General features: G+C 64.7%; 12 protein-coding genes. 3 read left to right on the top strand and 9 right to left on the bottom strand.

Features of this window, described 5'->3' with window-relative positions; translation table 11 throughout:
• Positions 1 to 11 precede the first annotated feature (11 nt).
• Positions 12 to 1,595 (bottom strand): carboxyl transferase domain-containing protein, encoded by a 1,584-nt coding sequence (locus AC56PL_RS20520; RefSeq protein WP_497155000.1) that lies wholly within the window; start codon positions 1,593 to 1,595, stop codon positions 12 to 14.
• A 203-nt stretch (positions 1,596 to 1,798) separates the two neighbouring features.
• Between AC56PL_RS20520 and AC56PL_RS20515 the strand changes: the two genes are divergently transcribed.
• Positions 1,799 to 2,707, top strand: a complete 909-nt coding sequence (locus tag AC56PL_RS20515; RefSeq protein ID WP_497154999.1) for an RNA polymerase sigma-70 factor — start codon at positions 1,799 to 1,801, stop codon at positions 2,705 to 2,707.
• Positions 2,708 to 2,714: 7 nt separating this feature from the next.
• On the opposite strand, the gene AC56PL_RS20510 is transcribed toward AC56PL_RS20515, so the two are convergent.
• A complete protein-coding gene (locus AC56PL_RS20510) occupies positions 2,715 to 3,920 on the bottom strand; it encodes an NAD(P)/FAD-dependent oxidoreductase (RefSeq protein ID WP_497154998.1) in 1,206 nt (401 codons plus the stop codon).
• A gap of 199 nt (positions 3,921 to 4,119) precedes the next feature.
• On the opposite strand from AC56PL_RS20510, the gene AC56PL_RS20505 reads away from it, so the two are divergent.
• Positions 4,120 to 7,689, top strand: a complete 3,570-nt coding sequence (locus AC56PL_RS20505; protein ID WP_497154997.1) for an indolepyruvate ferredoxin oxidoreductase family protein — start codon at positions 4,120 to 4,122, stop codon at positions 7,687 to 7,689.
• Between the two features lie 123 nt (positions 7,690 to 7,812).
• On the opposite strand, the gene AC56PL_RS20500 is transcribed toward AC56PL_RS20505, so the two are convergent.
• From AC56PL_RS20500 to sucC, 6 genes are all read right to left on the bottom strand, one after another.
• On the bottom strand, positions 7,813 to 8,448 hold the full coding sequence (locus AC56PL_RS20500) for an SACE_7040 family transcriptional regulator (protein ID WP_497154996.1): 636 nt from the start codon (positions 8,446 to 8,448) through the stop codon (positions 7,813 to 7,815).
• Positions 8,449 to 8,556: 108 nt separating this feature from the next.
• The gene (locus tag AC56PL_RS20495; protein ID WP_497154995.1) at positions 8,557 to 9,021 is read right to left on the bottom strand and encodes an RDD family protein; all 465 of its coding nucleotides are present in this window, start codon (positions 9,019 to 9,021) and stop codon (positions 8,557 to 8,559) included.
• The gene (locus AC56PL_RS20490) at positions 9,018 to 9,728 is read right to left on the bottom strand and encodes a hypothetical protein (protein WP_497154994.1); all 711 of its coding nucleotides are present in this window, start codon (positions 9,726 to 9,728) and stop codon (positions 9,018 to 9,020) included. Before AC56PL_RS20490 ends, AC56PL_RS20495 begins: the two co-directional genes overlap by 4 nt.
• A gap of 144 nt (positions 9,729 to 9,872) precedes the next feature.
• Positions 9,873 to 10,229: a cupin domain-containing protein gene (locus AC56PL_RS20485; protein ID WP_495518226.1), complete on the bottom strand. Its 357-nt coding sequence runs from the start codon at positions 10,227 to 10,229 to the stop codon at positions 9,873 to 9,875.
• 145 nt (positions 10,230 to 10,374) lie between these two features.
• Entirely contained in the window at positions 10,375 to 11,265 is an 891-nt protein-coding gene (gene sucD, locus AC56PL_RS20480; protein ID WP_495518227.1) for a succinate--CoA ligase subunit alpha, read from the bottom strand.
• 13 nt (positions 11,266 to 11,278) lie between these two features.
• On the bottom strand, positions 11,279 to 12,442 hold the full coding sequence (gene sucC / locus AC56PL_RS20475) for an ADP-forming succinate--CoA ligase subunit beta (protein WP_495518228.1): 1,164 nt from the start codon (positions 12,440 to 12,442) through the stop codon (positions 11,279 to 11,281).
• A 369-nt stretch (positions 12,443 to 12,811) separates the two neighbouring features.
• Here sucC and AC56PL_RS20470 point away from each other — a divergent pair, with 369 nt between their 5' ends.
• Positions 12,812 to 13,972: a M23 family metallopeptidase gene (locus tag AC56PL_RS20470; protein WP_497154993.1), complete on the top strand. Its 1,161-nt coding sequence runs from the start codon at positions 12,812 to 12,814 to the stop codon at positions 13,970 to 13,972.
• Between the two features lie 121 nt (positions 13,973 to 14,093).
• Here the strand turns inward: AC56PL_RS20470 and AC56PL_RS20465 are convergent, their stop codons facing one another.
• Entirely contained in the window at positions 14,094 to 16,646 is a 2,553-nt protein-coding gene (locus tag AC56PL_RS20465; RefSeq protein ID WP_497154992.1) for a UvrD-helicase domain-containing protein, read from the bottom strand.
• Positions 16,647 to 16,757 lie beyond the last annotated feature (111 nt).

Raw genomic sequence — 16,757 nt, 5'->3', positions numbered from 1 at the left:
GGTGGTGCCTCTCACATCCGGAAGACGCCGTAGGACACCGGCGCCAACGGCGCTCGGCGTGCGGAAGCCAACGCCAGCCCGAGCACGGTGCGGGTGTCGGCCGGGTCGATGACACCGTCGTCCCACAACCGGGCGGTCGAGTAGTAGGCGCCGGACTGGTTTTCGAACTGCTGCCGGATCGGGGCCTTGAAGGCTTCCTCGTCGGCGGGATCCCACTGCTCGCCACCGCGTTCGATCTGGTTGCGGCGTACCGTTCCCAGGGTGTCGGCAGCCTGCGGGCCTCCCATCACCGAGATCCTGGCATTGGGCCACATCCACAAAAAACGGGGCGAATACGCCCGGCCGCACATCGAGTAGTTGCCGGCTCCGAACGAGCCGCCGATGATCACGGTGAACTTGGGAACTCGGGCACAGGCGACCGCGGTGACCATCTTTGCACCGTTCTTGGCGATGCCACCCTGCTCGTATTCCCGTCCGACCATGAAGCCGGTGATGTTCTGCAGGAACACCAGCGGGATCTTGCGCTTGTCGCACAACTCGATGAAATGCGCTCCCTTGAGGGCACTTTCGCTGAACAGCACGCCATTGTTGGCGATGATTCCGACCGGATGTCCGTGGATGTGGGCAAACGCCGTCACCAGCGTGGTGCCGTATCCGGCCTTGAACTCGTTGTATTCGCCGCCGTCGACGACGGTTTCGATGACCGCGCGCACGTCGTAAGGGGTGCGGGCATCGGTCGGGACGATGTCGTAAAGATCCGTCTGCGCGGCCTTCGGTTCCCGCACCGGCTGCACATCCCACTGGGGGGCTTCCTGCGGTCCGAGTGTCGCCACGATGCGGCGGACCCGTTCGAGAGCGTCTTCGTCGTTCTCGGCGAGGTGATCGGTCACGCCGGACACCGTGGAGTGCATGAGTCCGCCACCGAGATCTTCGGCGGTGACGTCTTCGCCGGTGGCAGCCTTCACCAGCGGCGGACCGGCCAAGAAGATGGTGCCCTGATCACGCACGATCACCGTCTCGTCGCTCATCGCCGGGACGTAGGCGCCACCGGCCGTCGACGAGCCGAGGACCGCCGAGATCTGCGCGATGCCTGCGGCACTCATGTTGGCCTGGTTGAAGAAGATCCGGCCGAAGTGATCGCGGTCCGGGAAGACCTCGTCCTGTTCGAGCAGCATGGCGCCGCCGGAATCGACGAGGTAGATGCACGGCAAGTGGTTGGCAGCCGCGATCTCCTGCGCGCGCAGGTGCTTTTTGACCGTCACCGGGTAGTAGGTGCCGCCCGATACGGTGGCATCGTTTGCGATGATCAGGCATTCCCGCCCGGCCACCCGGCCGATGCCGGCGATCACGCCAGAGGCCGGGGCCTTGCCGTTGTACATGTCCTCGGCCGCCAGCGGGGCGATCTCGAGGAACGGGCTACCGGCGTCGAGCAGCGTGTCGATCCGATCGCGGGGCAGCAACTTACCCCGGGACAGGTGACGCTCGCGGGCCTTGTCACCGCCGCCACGTGCGACGCGATTGAGCCGTTCTCGCAGTTCGGTGACGTTCTTTTCGTGCGCTTGCCGCCACTGGCCTGCGACTGCGGTTGTGGACACCTGCGCCCACCTTTCAGTTAGGAGCGATTAACTGAATTGGACGTTACGCGCTTTCCGGTCCAATTGTCACGTGTTTACGAGCGGCGATGTCGCGGTTGCCTGCAGATTCACCGCACCCCGGGCAGATGCGGTGCAAAATCTGTCACAGAAAGCCGACCCCCGACGTCTCGATGGTGCCCAACCGTTGACACGAAGGAGCACCCATGACCACCCGACCCGCGCATGACCCGGTGACCGATTCATTCGTCGAGCACCGCAACCTGCTGTTCACGGTGGCTTACGAGATGCTCGGTTCGGCCGCCGACGCCGAGGATGTGCTCCAGGAAGCCTGGATCCGGTGGGCAGCGAGGGTCGCTGACACAGAACTCGAGTCGGTGCGTGATCCGCGGGCCTTCCTGGTCAAACTCACCACGAGACAAGCGCTGGACCGGCTTCGGATGCTCGGGCGCCGCAGGGAGTCGTATGTCGGCTCGTGGCTGCCCGAACCCCTGCTGACCTCACCGGACGTGGCTGCTGACGTCGAACTGGCCGACAGCCTGTCCACGGCCATCATGTTGGTGCTCGAGACCCTCAGTCCAACCGAGCGGGCAGTTTTTGTTCTCCGTGACGTCTTCGAGTTCAGCTACGAGGACGTGGCGCAGGCCCTGGACAAAACGCAACCGGCCGTCCGGCAGATCGCACACCGGGCTCGCCTGCACGTCACCGCCCGACGCCCCCGCGACACCGCCTCCGTCGGCGAGACCCGCGCTGCACTCGACGCATTCCAGGTGGCCGTCACCACCGGTGACCTGCAGGCTCTTGTCGATCTCCTGGCGCCCGACGTGGTCGCTCTCGCAGACGGTGGAGGACGCAAGAAGGCCATCCTCCGACCAGTCGTCGGTGCCGACCGGGTCGCGCGGATGTTCACCACTGGACTGCCTAAGCTCGCGGGGCAGATCTCGACCGAACGGCGCCTGGTCAACGGACACGAGGCGCTGTTGATGACGCTCGGCGGAGAGTTCGACGGGGTGGTGACGATGCTCGTGCAGGATGGCCTGGTCGCTGCCATCTACTACGTCCGGAACCCCGAGAAGCTGACATCTCTTCGTCAGATCACCCCATTGAGCCGGTGACCTGCTGTCAGATCCGATCGCGGGAAGCGCCGGCAGTCGAGTCGGCAGGCACCTCGACACCGCCGACACGGCGTGGCCGCGCCTGATCCGAGAACCTCCAGTGGTATGTCCCGGGCTTGCGCGCCTCGCGTGGGAGTACCTTCCCGACGATGTCGGACAACGCTTTCGCCTTGAGCATCGCGCCGGCGCGGCGACCGATGTAGAGACCGCGGGCAACATCGTCCCGAGAGGCGAACTGCACTGTGGCGGAGTGACTTCCGACGCCGATACATTGGCCGAAGGTACCGATGGTGATCGGTGGCGGTCGCCTGCCTGCGATTCGGGCGAGGATCGTGTCGGCGGCGTGCGCACCGAGCGGGAGTGCGGTCTGGCAGCTCATCCGCAGTGGGCTACCGGATGGCGCCGCCACGTCACCGGCCGCCACGACGCGGTCGTCGTCGACACTGGTCAAGGTCTCGTCGGTGAGCAGGCGACCATCTGGATCAGTGCTCAACCCACTACGGGCCGCCAGATCGGGCACACCGAATCCGGCAGTCCACACCGTGACCGCGCTCGGCAGTTCGGTGCCGTCCGCCAGTCGTACGGCGTCCCCTGTCACCTCGACGACCGGGGCATTGACGACAACGGCCACCCCGGCGCGAGCGAGCGCCCGGGACACCGAACGACGGCCCTTCGGGTGGAGGCCGGGGCCCAGATCACCGGCGCCGACCAGAGTCACCGGACGCCCCTGCTCGGCGAGTTCGGCGGCCGTCTCGATTCCCGTGGCACCGGCACCTATCACCGTGACCGGTGCGTCGGCGGGCGTGCATTCCAGCACGCGCCGGGTGCGTTGCGCCTCCTCGAGCGTGGCCATCGGATAGGCGTGTTCAACTCCGCCCACGACGCCCGGTATCGAACTACCGCTGCCGACGGCGTACACGAGATGGTCGTACTCGAGTCGCTCCTTCGAGGCCGGCCTCACGCTGCGACCGGCCGTGTCGATCTGCACCACCGTGTCGACCACCAGGCGAACCTCGTCGGCAAGCACACTGCTGAAATCGGTCACTCCCTTCTGGGTGCCACCCACCACCTGGTGCAACCTGATCCGGTTGACGAATTCGGGTCGTGGATTGATCAGCGTCACCGTGAGATCCGGGCGCCCAGTCAGGCGGTTCGCCGCCATCACACCCGCAAAACCGCCTCCGACCACGATCACCTGCGTCGTTCGATTCATCGTTTTCTCCTCGCATCAGGGGTTGATGGCCACAAGACGCCGACCGGCCCGAATCTGTGACAAGCGGGCGCCGGCCCACCCAGTTGCGGTAAATGTGGGCACGGTCACAGCTGCAGTACGATCGGCTTACCGAATTGCATGTCCTCGTCCCACCACCCCCGGGGCGATCACAACCACATAGAGAGCCGGGTAAACAGCCATGACCCTCGTCCAGCACCACCAGAACGATCGCGATCCGCTCGGCGGCAACGCCCGCAGCGACGCAGCTCGACCAGTACGCCCCGTTGAGTCCTTTTCGCTCGACGACCGCTACACCCGGGAGACCGGGACGATCTATCTCACCGGCATCCAGGCCCTGGTCCGCATGGTTCGTGACCGCGCCCGCCTCGACCGCCGCCAGAACCTGAACACCTCGTCGTTCATCTCCGGATACGAAGGTTCACCGCTGGCCGGATACGACCTCGAGATCGCCCGCCGCGCCAAGTACCTCGACCCGTTCGACATCGTCCACCGCCCCGGCCTGAACGAGGACCTCGCCGCGACCTCGGTGATGGGTTCACAAGTCGCCGCGCAGGTCGGCACACTGGCCGCCGGTACAGATGGCATCCCCCGGGACGGTGTCGTCGGCTACTGGTACGGCAAGGCACCAGGACTCGACCGGGCCACCGACGCCCTGCGCCACGCCAACATCATCGGAACCCATGCCGCCGGTGGTGCGGTGGCTCTCGTCGGCGACGACCCCGGCGCCAAGAGCTCCACGATTCCCTGTGCGTCCGAGATGGCACTGGCCGACCTCTACATGCCGATCCTCTACCCCGCCGATTCCCAGGACATCCTCGATCTCGGAGTCCACGCCGCCATCATGTCGCGGGTCTCCGGACTATGGACATCGTTCAAGATCTCCGCACATGTGGCCGACGGCGCCTCGACGGCCGACGTCCATCCCGACCGCATCCTGCCCGTCTACGGCGACCTCGGCACCAGCCCCCACGTACCGAGCGGAAAACTGTTGGGCGCCAACCTGATGGAGCTCGAACAGAATCAGCTGACGATCCGGTTGCCACGTGCGGTCGAGTACGCCCGCATCAACCGGCTCAACCGGATCACGGCACGCAGCTCCGACGACCGGATCGGCATCGTCGCCGCCGGAAAAACCTACATGGACGTCCGGGAAGCACTGCGGCTCATCGGCATCACCGACGACGACCTGCCACGCCTGGGGATCCGCATCCTGAAGATGGGTATGGTCTATCCGTTCGAGCGCGAGATCATGGACGAGTTCATCTCCGGACTCGACGAGGTGATCGTCGTCGAGGAGAAACGCGACTTCATCGAAACGATGATGCGCGACATCCTGTTCCGGCGGCCGAATGTCCCCGCCATCGTCGGCAAAACCAACGAAGACGGTTCCACCCTGTTCTCCCGATTCGGCGAACTCGACATCGATTCGGTCACCCGCGGACTCGCCGGTCGCCTCGCCCGCCATCACCAGATCCCGGCGGCACAGATCTGGCTCGACACCAAAGGCCGGAGCCGGGGACGAATCGAGATCCCGCTGGCGGTCCGCACCCCCTACTTCTGCTCGGGCTGCCCGCACAACAGCTCCACCAAGGTGGCGGACGGAACCCTTGTCGGTGCCGGAATCGGCTGTCATGCAATGGTTCTCCTGATGGATCCGAGTCAGGTCGGCGACATCGCCGGTGTCACCCAGATGGGTGGTGAAGGTGCGCAGTGGCTGGGCATGGCGCCATTCGTGACACAGCAGCATTTTGTGCAGAACATCGGCGACGGCACGTTCATGCACTCGGGGTCGCTCGCCCTGCGATCAGCAGTGGCCGCCGGGGTCGACATCACCTACAAATTACTGTTCAACGGCACGGTGGCGATGACCGGCGGCCAGGATCCGGTGGGTCAGATGACATTGCCCCAGATCGTGAATCTGCTGCAGGCCGAACGGGTCACCCGGATCATCGTCACGTCCGACGACCCCATCCGAACCCGATCCCTGCACCTGCCTGCCGGAGTCGAGGTACGGCCACGCGCCGAAATGATGGCCGTCCAACAGGAGTTGGCCGCCACCGCGGGTGTCACCGTCCTCATCCACGATCAGGCCTGTGCCGCGGAAAACCGTCGTAAGCGCAAGCGCGGCAAGGCTGCCACGCCCACGCAGCGCGTGATGATCAACGAACGCATCTGCGAGGGGTGCGGCGACTGCGGCGAGAAGTCGAACTGCCTGTCGGTGCATCCGGTCGACACCGAGTTCGGACGCAAGACCCGGATCGATCAGAGTTCCTGCAATTTCGACTTCTCGTGTCTGAAGGGCGACTGCCCCTCCTTCGTCACCGTCACCCCGTCCGGCAAGGAAAGGGTGCGCCATATCGTTGCCGACATCGGCGACGACTCACTGCCCGAACCCGTGTCGTCCAAGTCCGTCGACAACGGATTCACGTTGCGGGTCACCGGCATCGGTGGCACCGGTGTCGTGACGGTCTCCCAGGTGATCGCCACGGCCGCGGTTCTCGACGGTCATGTCGCCCGGACCGTCGACATGACCGGTCTGGCGCAAAAGGGTGGTGCGGTGGTCAGCGACGTCAAGGTCAGCGCGGGCGTGGTCGAGCAGGCCGCCAAGGTCGCCACCGGCGACTGCGACATGTACCTGTCCTGCGACGGCCTGGTGGGCGTCGATCCCGCGAATCTCAAGGTCGCCTCCCCCGAGAAGACCACCGCCGTGGTGTCGACCACCAAGGTCCCTACCGGCACCATGGTCATCGACACCTCGGTCTCCTATCCCGACCACGCCGCGATCGCGGACTCGATCGCCCATTCGGTGGCGCGCGCCATCTATCTCGACCCCGGCGCGTTGACACTCGACCTGTTCGGCGACGAGCAGTACGCCAACATGCTGATGGTCGGTGCCGCTTACCAATCCGGGGCGATGCCGATCTCGGCCGCCTCGATCGAACGCGCGGTAGAACTGAATGGCGTTGCGGTAGAGCGCAATGTGCAGGCCTTCCGGCGTGGACGTCAGGTGGTTGCCGATCGCGTCGGGGTGTCCGCGGCCATCACCGCCACCCATCCGGCCCCGCCACCGAAGCGGTCGAGCGACGACGCGGTGCGGTTGACCGCCGAGTTGACCGGGGTGCGACCCGATGTCCGGCAGCGTGTCCAGCATCGCGTCGACGAGCTGATCGCATACCAGAACCTGTCCTACGCAACCGAATACACGTCGTTCGTCACCCACGTTGCCCAGCGCGGTGACATCGACGACCTGACCGACGCGGTGGCACGCAACCTGTTCAAACTCATGGCATACAAGGACGAATACGAGGTCGCGCGACTCACCCGCGATGCCGCCTTTGCCGCCGAGGTCGCCGATCAGTTCGGCGACGACGCCAAGGTCGCGGTCCGACTGCATCCACCGACGCTGCGGGCGATGGGCATGAAGAACAAGATCGCCCTCGGCCGCCGGGCGACCCCGGCCCTGGCCGCGTTGGCCAAGGCAAAGCGACTGCGCGGCACCCGGTTCGATCCGTTCGCCCGAGCGACGGTCCGCACGACCGAACGGGCGCTGATCGGCGAATACCGCAACCTGATCGAACGGGCACTGACCGGACTGGCCGACGGGACGATCACCCCGGACCGCCGGCATGATGTGGTCGCGCTTGCCGAGTTGCCGGATCTGATCCGCGGCTACGAGGACATCAAACTGGCCAACGTCGACCGCTATCGCGAGGCCGTTGCCGTCCAGACCGCCGCCCTCGGCATCTGATCCCCCCACCGCCCCCGGTGCCCAACCCCCAAATTCGCGCCACTTACTCGCGAACGCGCCGGTTGCAACCGGCGCACACGCAGGCAAGTGCCGCGAATTTCGGGAGGGATCTGTGTGGGACGGTCAGAGGCGTGCGGCGGTCAGTGCCGCGCGCGCCATCTGCGCCAACAACTTCTGCTGGCGGGCGATCTCGAGTTCGGGCAGCCGCGGGGAGGAGTTGATCAGGCCGAAGGCTGCATGGACCCGGGTTCGGCCCTCCTGCCGCGGGATCGACGGGTCGACCCGGACGAGAACGTCGGTCCACAACTCGACGTATTGACGCTGCAGTCGCCGGACCTCGCGGCTGGCCTCCGGGGTCAGGGACGAAAGATCACGATCCTGTACGCGGATGAGCTCCGGTTCGGTGGTCGCGAAGTCCACGTGGAACTCGATGAGCCGTTCCAGCGCGTCGACGTCGTCGGTCGACGCGGCCACCACCGCCTGCCCGCCGGCATGCAGGCGTTGCGAAATGGTGATGAGCATTTCCGCCAGGACGGCATCCTTACCGGAGAAATGCCGGTACATCGCCGGACCACTGACGCCGACCGCGGCGCCGATGTCTTCGAGTCGCACACCGGCAAAACCCCGTTCAGCCATCAGGCGAGCTGCCGCAGCAAGCAGTTCACGGCGGCGCGCGGCCTTCGCCAGACCACGACGGGTCACCGGGGCAGGCGACGGGGAGCCCGCCGTCGCAGATGTCCCCTCGGTTGCAAATGTCATGGTCTGTTGAGAGTACCGAGGTACACCCCCGCCACTCCAACAAATCGGTCGGTTCCACAGACTTCACGTGACCGGTCGCGACTTCAATGGGCCCGCGCCGGTCGCATCTCACCAGGCGTAGATGACCCGGCTTCGCAGGACCACGTCCTGGATCGACCGGCGGCGTCGGTCAACTGCCACCCAGGCCAATCCGATCGGGAAGAACGCACAGAACGCCGCCCGCAGCAACGCGCGGGCCGGACCGAGTCGACTTCCGTTGCGACTGACCACTTCCAACCCCATCGCCACCGATCCGACCGTCCGCCCCGATACCGTCCAGCACGCGGTCAGATAGATCAGCACCACCGAATACGACACGACACCCGAGGCCAGGATGTTCGGGTTCGGTGCGCTGAACGATCCGGTGGTGAACAGCAAGTCCAGCAGCAAGATGAAAAGATACATCGCTCCGAGAATCACAATGACAACCAGCACGTCGATCGCGGCTGCCGTGCCCCGGCTGACAATCCCTGCCAGCCGGGTGTCGAGTGCGTCCTTGTTGGTGTGGTGCGGCTGGTGTGTCGCATCGGTCATGACTGACCGGCCGGCGGCTCGTGCGACCCGCGCCGGTGCACATCGACAACAACTTCGGTGACCGCGGTGGTCGCGGTGACCGCGGGTGGTTCGATCGCACCGTTCGCCACTCGCCCACCGTCAAGGGGAGTCGGCTTGCGCCCCAGCAGTTTTCCGAAGACACCGGCAACGACGTCGTCGGCCCGGGCTCCCTGGACGCGCACGTCGTCGAGCACACCGTTGGTCAGTGTGGTGGTCGAATCCCGGACGATCGCCTCCAGATCGACGCCATCGATGACCTCGTTGGCGATTCCGATCAGGTCGACCCGCGCGAGTATGGCGTCGATATCGATCCGCGCCGCGATCACATCGATGTCGACGCCACCCACCGCACGATTGAGATCCACCGTCTCGATCACCGCGTCGATGTCGACCCGGCCCAGAATCGCATCGATATCGATCCGGGCGGCGATACCGTCCAGATCGATCTCGGTGGCGATCTTGTCGAGGTCAACGTGATTGAGGACGAGTTCGGTCAGATCTACCTCGTCGACGAGTGCGGTGATCACCTCTCGGATGATGACTTTGAGCGCGGAGCGGGTCAGTTCGATCGAAGAGTCGATGAGTTGTTCTCCGAACGCGGTGGCTGCAGCCGCTCCGCGCTCGAGCAATGGACCGGTAACAGGAATACGGACGGCCACACCGTAGATTCCATGAACTCCACGCACGACGCTCGACGCTGTCGCCGCACCAGTGACCATTGGCCTACCGCTCTCTTCGCCGCTGTGAAAGCCGGTGCCTTGTACCCCCTACCGCTCATAGAACGATACTCGACCTCCGTGTTCTGGCGACAGAATCGGGTGAGCCGCGAACTACTGCGTGCCTTTGAGGACCAGCAGCGTCGCAGCCGAGTCCTCCACGGCGACAAGCTTGTGCGTCACGCCCGGCGCCACCCGGACCGCTGAACCCGGCGAGAGTTGCACGCGCTCACCGCCCACCGAGAACTCGATCAGGCCGCGCTGACCGATCACCAGGATTTCCATCGTCGACTGATGATCGTCGATCACCTGACCGGCCCGAAGCGACAGATGCACCACATTTGCTCCAGCGAGCTTTGCCACGACGTCGATCTTCGGCCGGTCGGTGCCGGAGTCGACCACCTCGTCGAGACCGGTGAGCACCGTGAATTCCACTGGCTGTCCTGGGTTTTCTGCCGGGACATCGGTCATGGATCAGCCTTCCGCGCGGTGGGTATAGCAGTAAGTCGACACTACTGGTCATGCACCCGCAGGGGCGAACATGGACGCAAACGTCGATGGCGTCGACCCGGAAAACCCGGGCCGACGCCATCGACGTTGTCAGCGCAGTGCGCTGTTACAGATTCTTGTACAGCTCGCGAGCCAGAGCAGCGGTCTCGGACGGCGTCTTGCCGACCTTGACACCTGCAGCCTCGAGCGCATCCTTCTTGGCCTGCGCGGTGCCCGAGCTGCCCGACACGATGGCGCCGGCGTGGCCCATGGTCTTGCCCTCGGGAGCGGTGAAGCCTGCAACGTAGCCGACAACCGGCTTCGTGACATTGGCCTTGATGTAGTCGGCAGCACGCTCTTCGGCGTCGCCACCGATCTCACCGATCATGACGATGATCTTGGTGTCGGGATCCTGCTCGAACGCCTCGATGGCGTCGATGTGGGTGGTCCCGATGACCGGGTCGCCGCCGATGCCGATGGCAGTCGAGAAGCCGATCTCACGCAGCTCGAACATCATCTGGTAGGTCAGCGTGCCCGACTTCGACACGAGGCCGATCGGTCCCGAGCCTGCGATGTTGGCCGGGGTGATGCCGACAAGCGACTCACCCGGGGTGATGATGCCGGGGCAGTTCGGTCCGATGATCCGGGTCTTCTTGCCCTTGGACTCGTTGTAGGCCCACGCATACGCGCTGTCCTGCACCGGGATGCCCTCGGTGATGACGACGAGCAGCGGGATCTCGGCGTCGATGGCCTCGATGATCGCGTCCTTGGCGAACTTCGGCGGCACGAAAGCGATCGACACGTCGGCGCCGGTCTTTTCGATGGCCTCGGCCACGGTGCCGAACACGGGCAGCTCCACGCCGCCGTCATGGCTGACGGTGGTGCCGGCCTTGCGGGCATTGACGCCACCGACGACCTGGGTGCCGGCCTTGAGCATCAGAGCGGTGTGCTTGGTTCCCTCGCCACCGGTGATGCCCTGGACGATGACCTTGGAATCTTTGTTCAGAAATATCGACATTGGTCTACAGCTCCTACTTGCTCGCCAGTTCGGCGGCCTTGTCGGCAGCCTCATCCATGGTTGCGACGACCGTCACCAGCGGGTGGTTGGCCTCGGCGAGGATGCGACGACCCTCTTCGACGTTGTTTCCGTCCAGGCGCACGACGAGGGGCTTGTTGGCCTCGTCACCCAGGGTCTTCAGTGCACCGACGATGCCGTTGGCAACTGCGTCACACGCGGTGATGCCGCCGAAGACGTTGACGAACACGCTCTTGACCTGCGGGTCGTTCAGGATGACGTCCAGGCCGGCAGCCATGACCGCAGCCGAGGCGCCGCCACCGATGTCGAGGAAGTTGGCAGGCTTGACGTTGTTGTGCGCCTCGCCCGCGTAAGCGACGACGTCCAGGGTCGACATGACCAGACCGGCACCGTTACCGATGATTCCGACCTCACCGTCGAGCTTGACGTAGTTGAGGTCGTTTTCCTTGGCCTTGAGCTCGAGCGGGTCGGTGGCGTCTTTGTCCTCGAACGCCTCGTGACCGGGCTGACGGAATGCGGCGTTCTCGTCGAGGGTCACCTTGCCGTCGAGGGCGAGGATCTCATCGTTGGGCGTACGCACGAGGGGGTTGACCTCGACCAGGAGTGCGTCTTCGTTGATGAAGACCTCCCAGAGCTTCTGGATCGTCACGGCCGCGGCGTCGAGCACCTCGGCAGGCAGCTTGCCTGCTTCGGCGATCTCGCGGGCGAACGCGAGGTCGACACCCTTGACGGCGTCGACGGGGATCTTGGCCAGTGCGTCGGGGTTCTCTTCGGCGGTGACCTCGATCTCGACGCCACCCTCGACCGAGCACATGGCCAGGTAGGTGCGGTTGGTGCGGTCGAGCAGGAAGGAGATGTAGTACTCCTCGGCGATGTCACTCGCCTCTGCGACCAGCAGCTTCTTGACAACGTGGCCTTTGATGTCGAGGCCAAGGATGGCCTCCGCGTTCGCAACTGCGGCATCGACGTCGGCGGAGTACTTCACGCCGCCCGCCTTCCCGCGGCCGCCGACCTTCACCTGCGCCTTGACCATCACGGGCTTGCCGATTTCTTCGGCGATTTCACGTGCGCCGGCAACCGTGTCGGTAACACGTCCTGCCGAGGTCGGCACCCCGTGCTTGGCGAAGAGTTCCTTCGCCTGGTATTCGAAGAGATCCATTCAGCTCACCATCTCGTAGGTTTGTCCGCAGTTGGTGCCTGCGAACCATCGATGACTCTAACGCCGCGAGAAACGCCGCCGACCATTGCTACCGCCGCTTGTGCCTCAGATCACTTACTGATTGTTCACTCGGCGAATCATTTGCGCGATCCGTCCGCGACCAGCGATGAGGCATATCGGGAAAGCGTACGCAATTACGTGATCCAGCTCACAATCGGGGGTCCAAATCCGCGAGCGGTTGCGGGTCTCGCAATCGTTTCGTTACCGTCGCTAGGTCAGAAGGTCACGGATTTGTCACAGCAAACTATTCGTGCAGTGCGGCGGAACTACCTCGGACTGCTTCTGAACACGCTAGGAAGGCTCAATCAGTTGGATGCTCGTGAAACGAAACCCGGAAGCGGCGCAGGTAAGCGCGCTTCGGCCGGAACGCTCGACGAGCAGCGCCCTGACGCCTTACGCACTGCAGCTGTGAACGACAGCGAGATCACGAACATCATCCCGATCGACGACTTCGGTCTCGAGCAGTACGCAGACGGACCTCTCACCCAGTGGCGTAACGATTCAGCCACGGAAGCCCGCGCAAGCCACCGCTCCACCGGTACCCGTCGTTTTGATCGCGACGCCTACGACCAGCCTCGCCCGGCTGAAGTGACGCAAGACATCGTTGTCGCCGAGATCGAGTTCGACGAAATCGTCCACGAACATCCCTTTGAGGTCCGTGGCGCCGAATTCGACGACTTCGCCCCACACGACGATGCTCCCGAATGGTCTCCACAAAGACAGCGTTCCCCCGGGCGCAGTGGCGGTAAACATCGCATCACCGCCCCGCCGCAGGCACTGAAGGGCCGCGCCGCACTTATTGCGGTCGCCGCCGGTGCCGCAGTGGCAGCAGCAACGGGATCGTTTGCACAGCAATCCGACGAGGCGACACCCACGACGGCCGCGGAGGCCGCCACGCCGACTCCGGCAGCGGTGGTTCATACCGGTAGCGCCCCGGCAGCCGCAGTGACAGCTGCACCGTTACCGGTCAACATGGACACCTTTACGGCCCAGCTCGCGACCGGCCAGCAGATCGCCGACCAGAAAGTTGCTGCGGAGATCGCAGCGCGGCGTCCGACGATCGTCTCCCCCATCGATCTCGGTGCCTACGACTTCACCTCGGCATACGCCAGCCGATGGGGAACCTTCCACGGTGGTATCGACATGGCAGCCCCCCTGGGCACGCCCATCCACGCCGTCACCGACGGTGTCGTGATCGCGGCAGGCCCGGCTTCCGGATACGGGCACTGGGTCCAGATCCAGGCACCTGACGGCACCGTCACGATGTACGGCCACATGTCTTCCAGCGGCGTGCACGTCCAAAAGGGCCAGACCGTGACCGCGGGCGACGTCATCGCCGAGGTCGGCAACGAGGGCTTCTCCACCGGACCCCACCTGCACTTCGAGGTCTGGAAGAACGGCACCACCAAGACCGACCCGACGCCCTGGCTCGCCTCACACGGCGTGCAGCTCTCCGGCTACGCCAGCTGACCCGAATACCCTGTGCACCCGGGCTTTTCAGCCCGCACCATTGCCTCACCCATAGACAACAGGAAAGCCTGCATCGATCTGATGCAGGCTTTTCCTGTCGGGTGGTCCAGAGCCTGTCGGCTCAGAGCTTTTCCACCGGCAGCCCGCCGAGCGACATCAGCGTGATCTGACCGGCACTGCCGAAGTCGAACTTGACCCGCTCGGTCGGACCGGCGCCTTCCTTTGCGACCACTTTGCCCATCCCGTACTTGGCATGGGTGACCCGATCCCCCACCTCGACGTGGACCTGCTTGTTGCGGCCACGGGTGGGTGAGCCGAACGACTCTCGACGCCGTGAACCCGAACCGCCCGAACCGCCGAAGCGCTCATCACCGAAACCGCGACCGTTGTCGCCGTAGTCGCGGGTGCCATCGCTCAACCCGCGCCCCATGCTGCGCTTGGGTTCAGTGCGTCGCCAGTCGATGAGATGTTGCGGAATCTCTTGCAGGAAGCGCGATTCCGGGTTCTGCATCGGAGTGCCCCAGGCCGAGCGAACCATCGCCCGGCTCAGATACAGCCGTTTGCGCGCACGCGTGATCCCCACGTAGGCCAGCCGGCGCTCCTCCGACAACTCGGCCGGATCACCGAGGGCCCGCATGTGCGGGAACTGCCCGTCCTCCCAGCCGGTCACGAACACCACCGGGAACTCCAGGCCCTTTGCCGTGTGCAGGGTCATCAGCGTGACGACGCCGTCTTCGTCGTCGGGCACCTGGTCGGCATCTGCAACCAAGGCCACCCGTTCCAAAAACGCTGCCAGAGAACCGGGTTCGGGCTCACCCGGATCGGGCTCGAGATCTGGGTCCTCGGGCTCCGACGACGCGGCGCCGTCGGCTGCCTCACCGATCTGTGTTTCCGGTATCTGCGTTGCCGCCGCTTCTGCGGCCTCGGCACTGAATTCCCGTGCCACCGAGATCAATTCGTTGATATTGTCGAGACGGGCACCGTCCTGCGGATCCGATGAACCCTCGAGTTCATAGCGGTAACCGGTGCGTTCGACGATCGCGTCCACCAGCTCACCGATGTCGCCGGCTTCGCTGCCTGCGTCCAGCTCCGCGATGTCAGCGGCATCGGACCCCGCCTCACCGAAGTTCGACAGAAAGTCTTTGCGCAACCCTTCGATGAGTTCGACAAATGCTGAGATCTGTTTGACCGCACGGGTTCCCAGTAGCGGGACCTTGCCCTCAGAACCGTCGACCAACGCCTGGTAGAAGCTGATCCCGGTATTCTCCGAGTGGACCGCGACACAGGCCTCGGCACGGTCGCCGATCCCCCGGCGCGGGGTGTTCAGGATGCGACGCAAGCTCACCGTGTCATCCGGATTGGCGACCGCTCGCAAGTACGCGACGATATCGCGGACCTCTTTGCGCTCGTAGAAGCGGACCCCGCCGACGACCTTGTACGGGATGCCCAGGCGGATGAACACCTCTTCCAGCGCACGCGAGGCGGTGTTGGTGCGGTAGAAGGCGGCGATCTGCGAGTAGTTGAACTCCCCGGAATCGGTGAGCGCGTCGATCTCGCGGGCGATGAACTGTGCCTCGTCATGCTCGTTGTCGGCAACGTAGCCGACGATGAGCTCACCGTCACCGGAGTCTGTCCAGAGCTTCTTCTCGCGGCGGCCGACGTTGCGGGAGATGACCGCGTTGGCGGCCGAGAGGATCGTCTGGGTGGAACGGTAATTCTGTTCCAGGAGAATCGTTTCGGTGTTCGGGAAGTCGCGCTCGAACTCCTCGATGTTGCGGATCGTCGCACCCCGGAAGGCATAGATCGACTGGTCGGCATCACCGACCACGCACAGTTCTGCGGGCGTCACGTTGCCGGTCGCCCCGGTACCGACCAATTCACGGACGAGGACGTACTGCGCGTGGTTGGTGTCCTGGTACTCGTCCACCAGAACATGCCGGAACCGACGCCGGTAATACTCGGCGACCTCGGGGAATGCCTGCAGCAAACCCACGGTCTCGCCGATCAGGTCGTCGAAGTCGAACGCGTTCGCCGAGCGCAATCGCTGCTGATACTGCCGGTAGATCTGAGCAATCGTCTTGGATGCGGGCTCGCTGCCCTCTTCGGCGGCGGCCATCGCCCCATCGGGATCAACGAGTTCGTTCTTGAAGTTGGAGATCGAGATGCCGACCCCGCGCGGACTGAACTTCTTCGGGTCCAGATCCAGGTCGCGCACGATCATGCCCAGCAACCGGCGGGAGTCGTCGGCGTCGTAGATGGAGAAGTTCGAGTTCATGCCGCTCAGCAGCGACGCCTGGGCCCGCAGGATGCGGACACACGTCGAGTGGAACGTACTGACCCACATGCGTTGCCCTCGCGGGCCCACCAGGTCGACAACCCGCTCCCGCATCTCGGCGGCCGCCTTGTTGGTGAAGGTGATCGCCAGGATCTGACCTGGACTGACGTCACGTTCGGCGAGCAGGTAGGCGATCCGCCGGGTGAGCACGGCGGTCTTACCCGAGCCGGCGCCTGCAACGATCAGCAACGGCGAGCCGGCATGCAGAACCGCTGCCCGCTGCTGGGTGTTCAGCCCGTCGAGCAATTCTTGGGCACGCCGTGATTCGGCGCGGGTGCCCTCGTGCAGGTTTCCAGTGGCCATGCCCGGCAGCGACGGGTGGGGAGCAGCGCTTTTCATCGTGTCCCAAAGTTACCCGCTCGCACCGACACCTCACGACTCCGCCGGTCCCGGCAAGCGTTCGGTAACATCATCGCCACTCGAGCTCGGACCACGCTGGTACCTATGTGC

Source organism: Williamsia sp. Y721 (assembly GCF_059683565.1).
This window is presented reverse-complemented; position numbering and strand designations above follow the sequence as displayed.

Excerpts from the sequence above, each read along its gene's own strand:
- AC56PL_RS20515 (WP_497154999.1), top strand. The coding sequence starts at position 1,799 with ATGACCACCCGACCCGCGCATGACCCGGTGACCGATTCATTCGTCGAG.
- AC56PL_RS20510 (WP_497154998.1), bottom strand. The coding sequence starts at position 3,920 with ATGAATCGAACGACGCAGGTGATCGTGGTCGGAGGCGGTTTTGCGGGT.
- AC56PL_RS20505 (WP_497154997.1), top strand. The coding sequence starts at position 4,120 with ATGACCCTCGTCCAGCACCACCAGAACGATCGCGATCCGCTCGGCGGC.
- AC56PL_RS20500 (WP_497154996.1), bottom strand. The coding sequence starts at position 8,448 with ATGACATTTGCAACCGAGGGGACATCTGCGACGGCGGGCTCCCCGTCG.
- AC56PL_RS20495 (WP_497154995.1), bottom strand. The coding sequence starts at position 9,021 with ATGACCGATGCGACACACCAGCCGCACCACACCAACAAGGACGCACTC.
- AC56PL_RS20485 (WP_495518226.1), bottom strand. The coding sequence starts at position 10,229 with ATGACCGATGTCCCGGCAGAAAACCCAGGACAGCCAGTGGAATTCACG.
- sucD (WP_495518227.1), bottom strand. The coding sequence starts at position 11,265 with ATGTCGATATTTCTGAACAAAGATTCCAAGGTCATCGTCCAGGGCATC.
- sucC (WP_495518228.1), bottom strand. The coding sequence starts at position 12,442 with ATGGATCTCTTCGAATACCAGGCGAAGGAACTCTTCGCCAAGCACGGG.
- AC56PL_RS20465 (WP_497154992.1), bottom strand. The coding sequence starts at position 16,646 with ATGAAAAGCGCTGCTCCCCACCCGTCGCTGCCGGGCATGGCCACTGGA.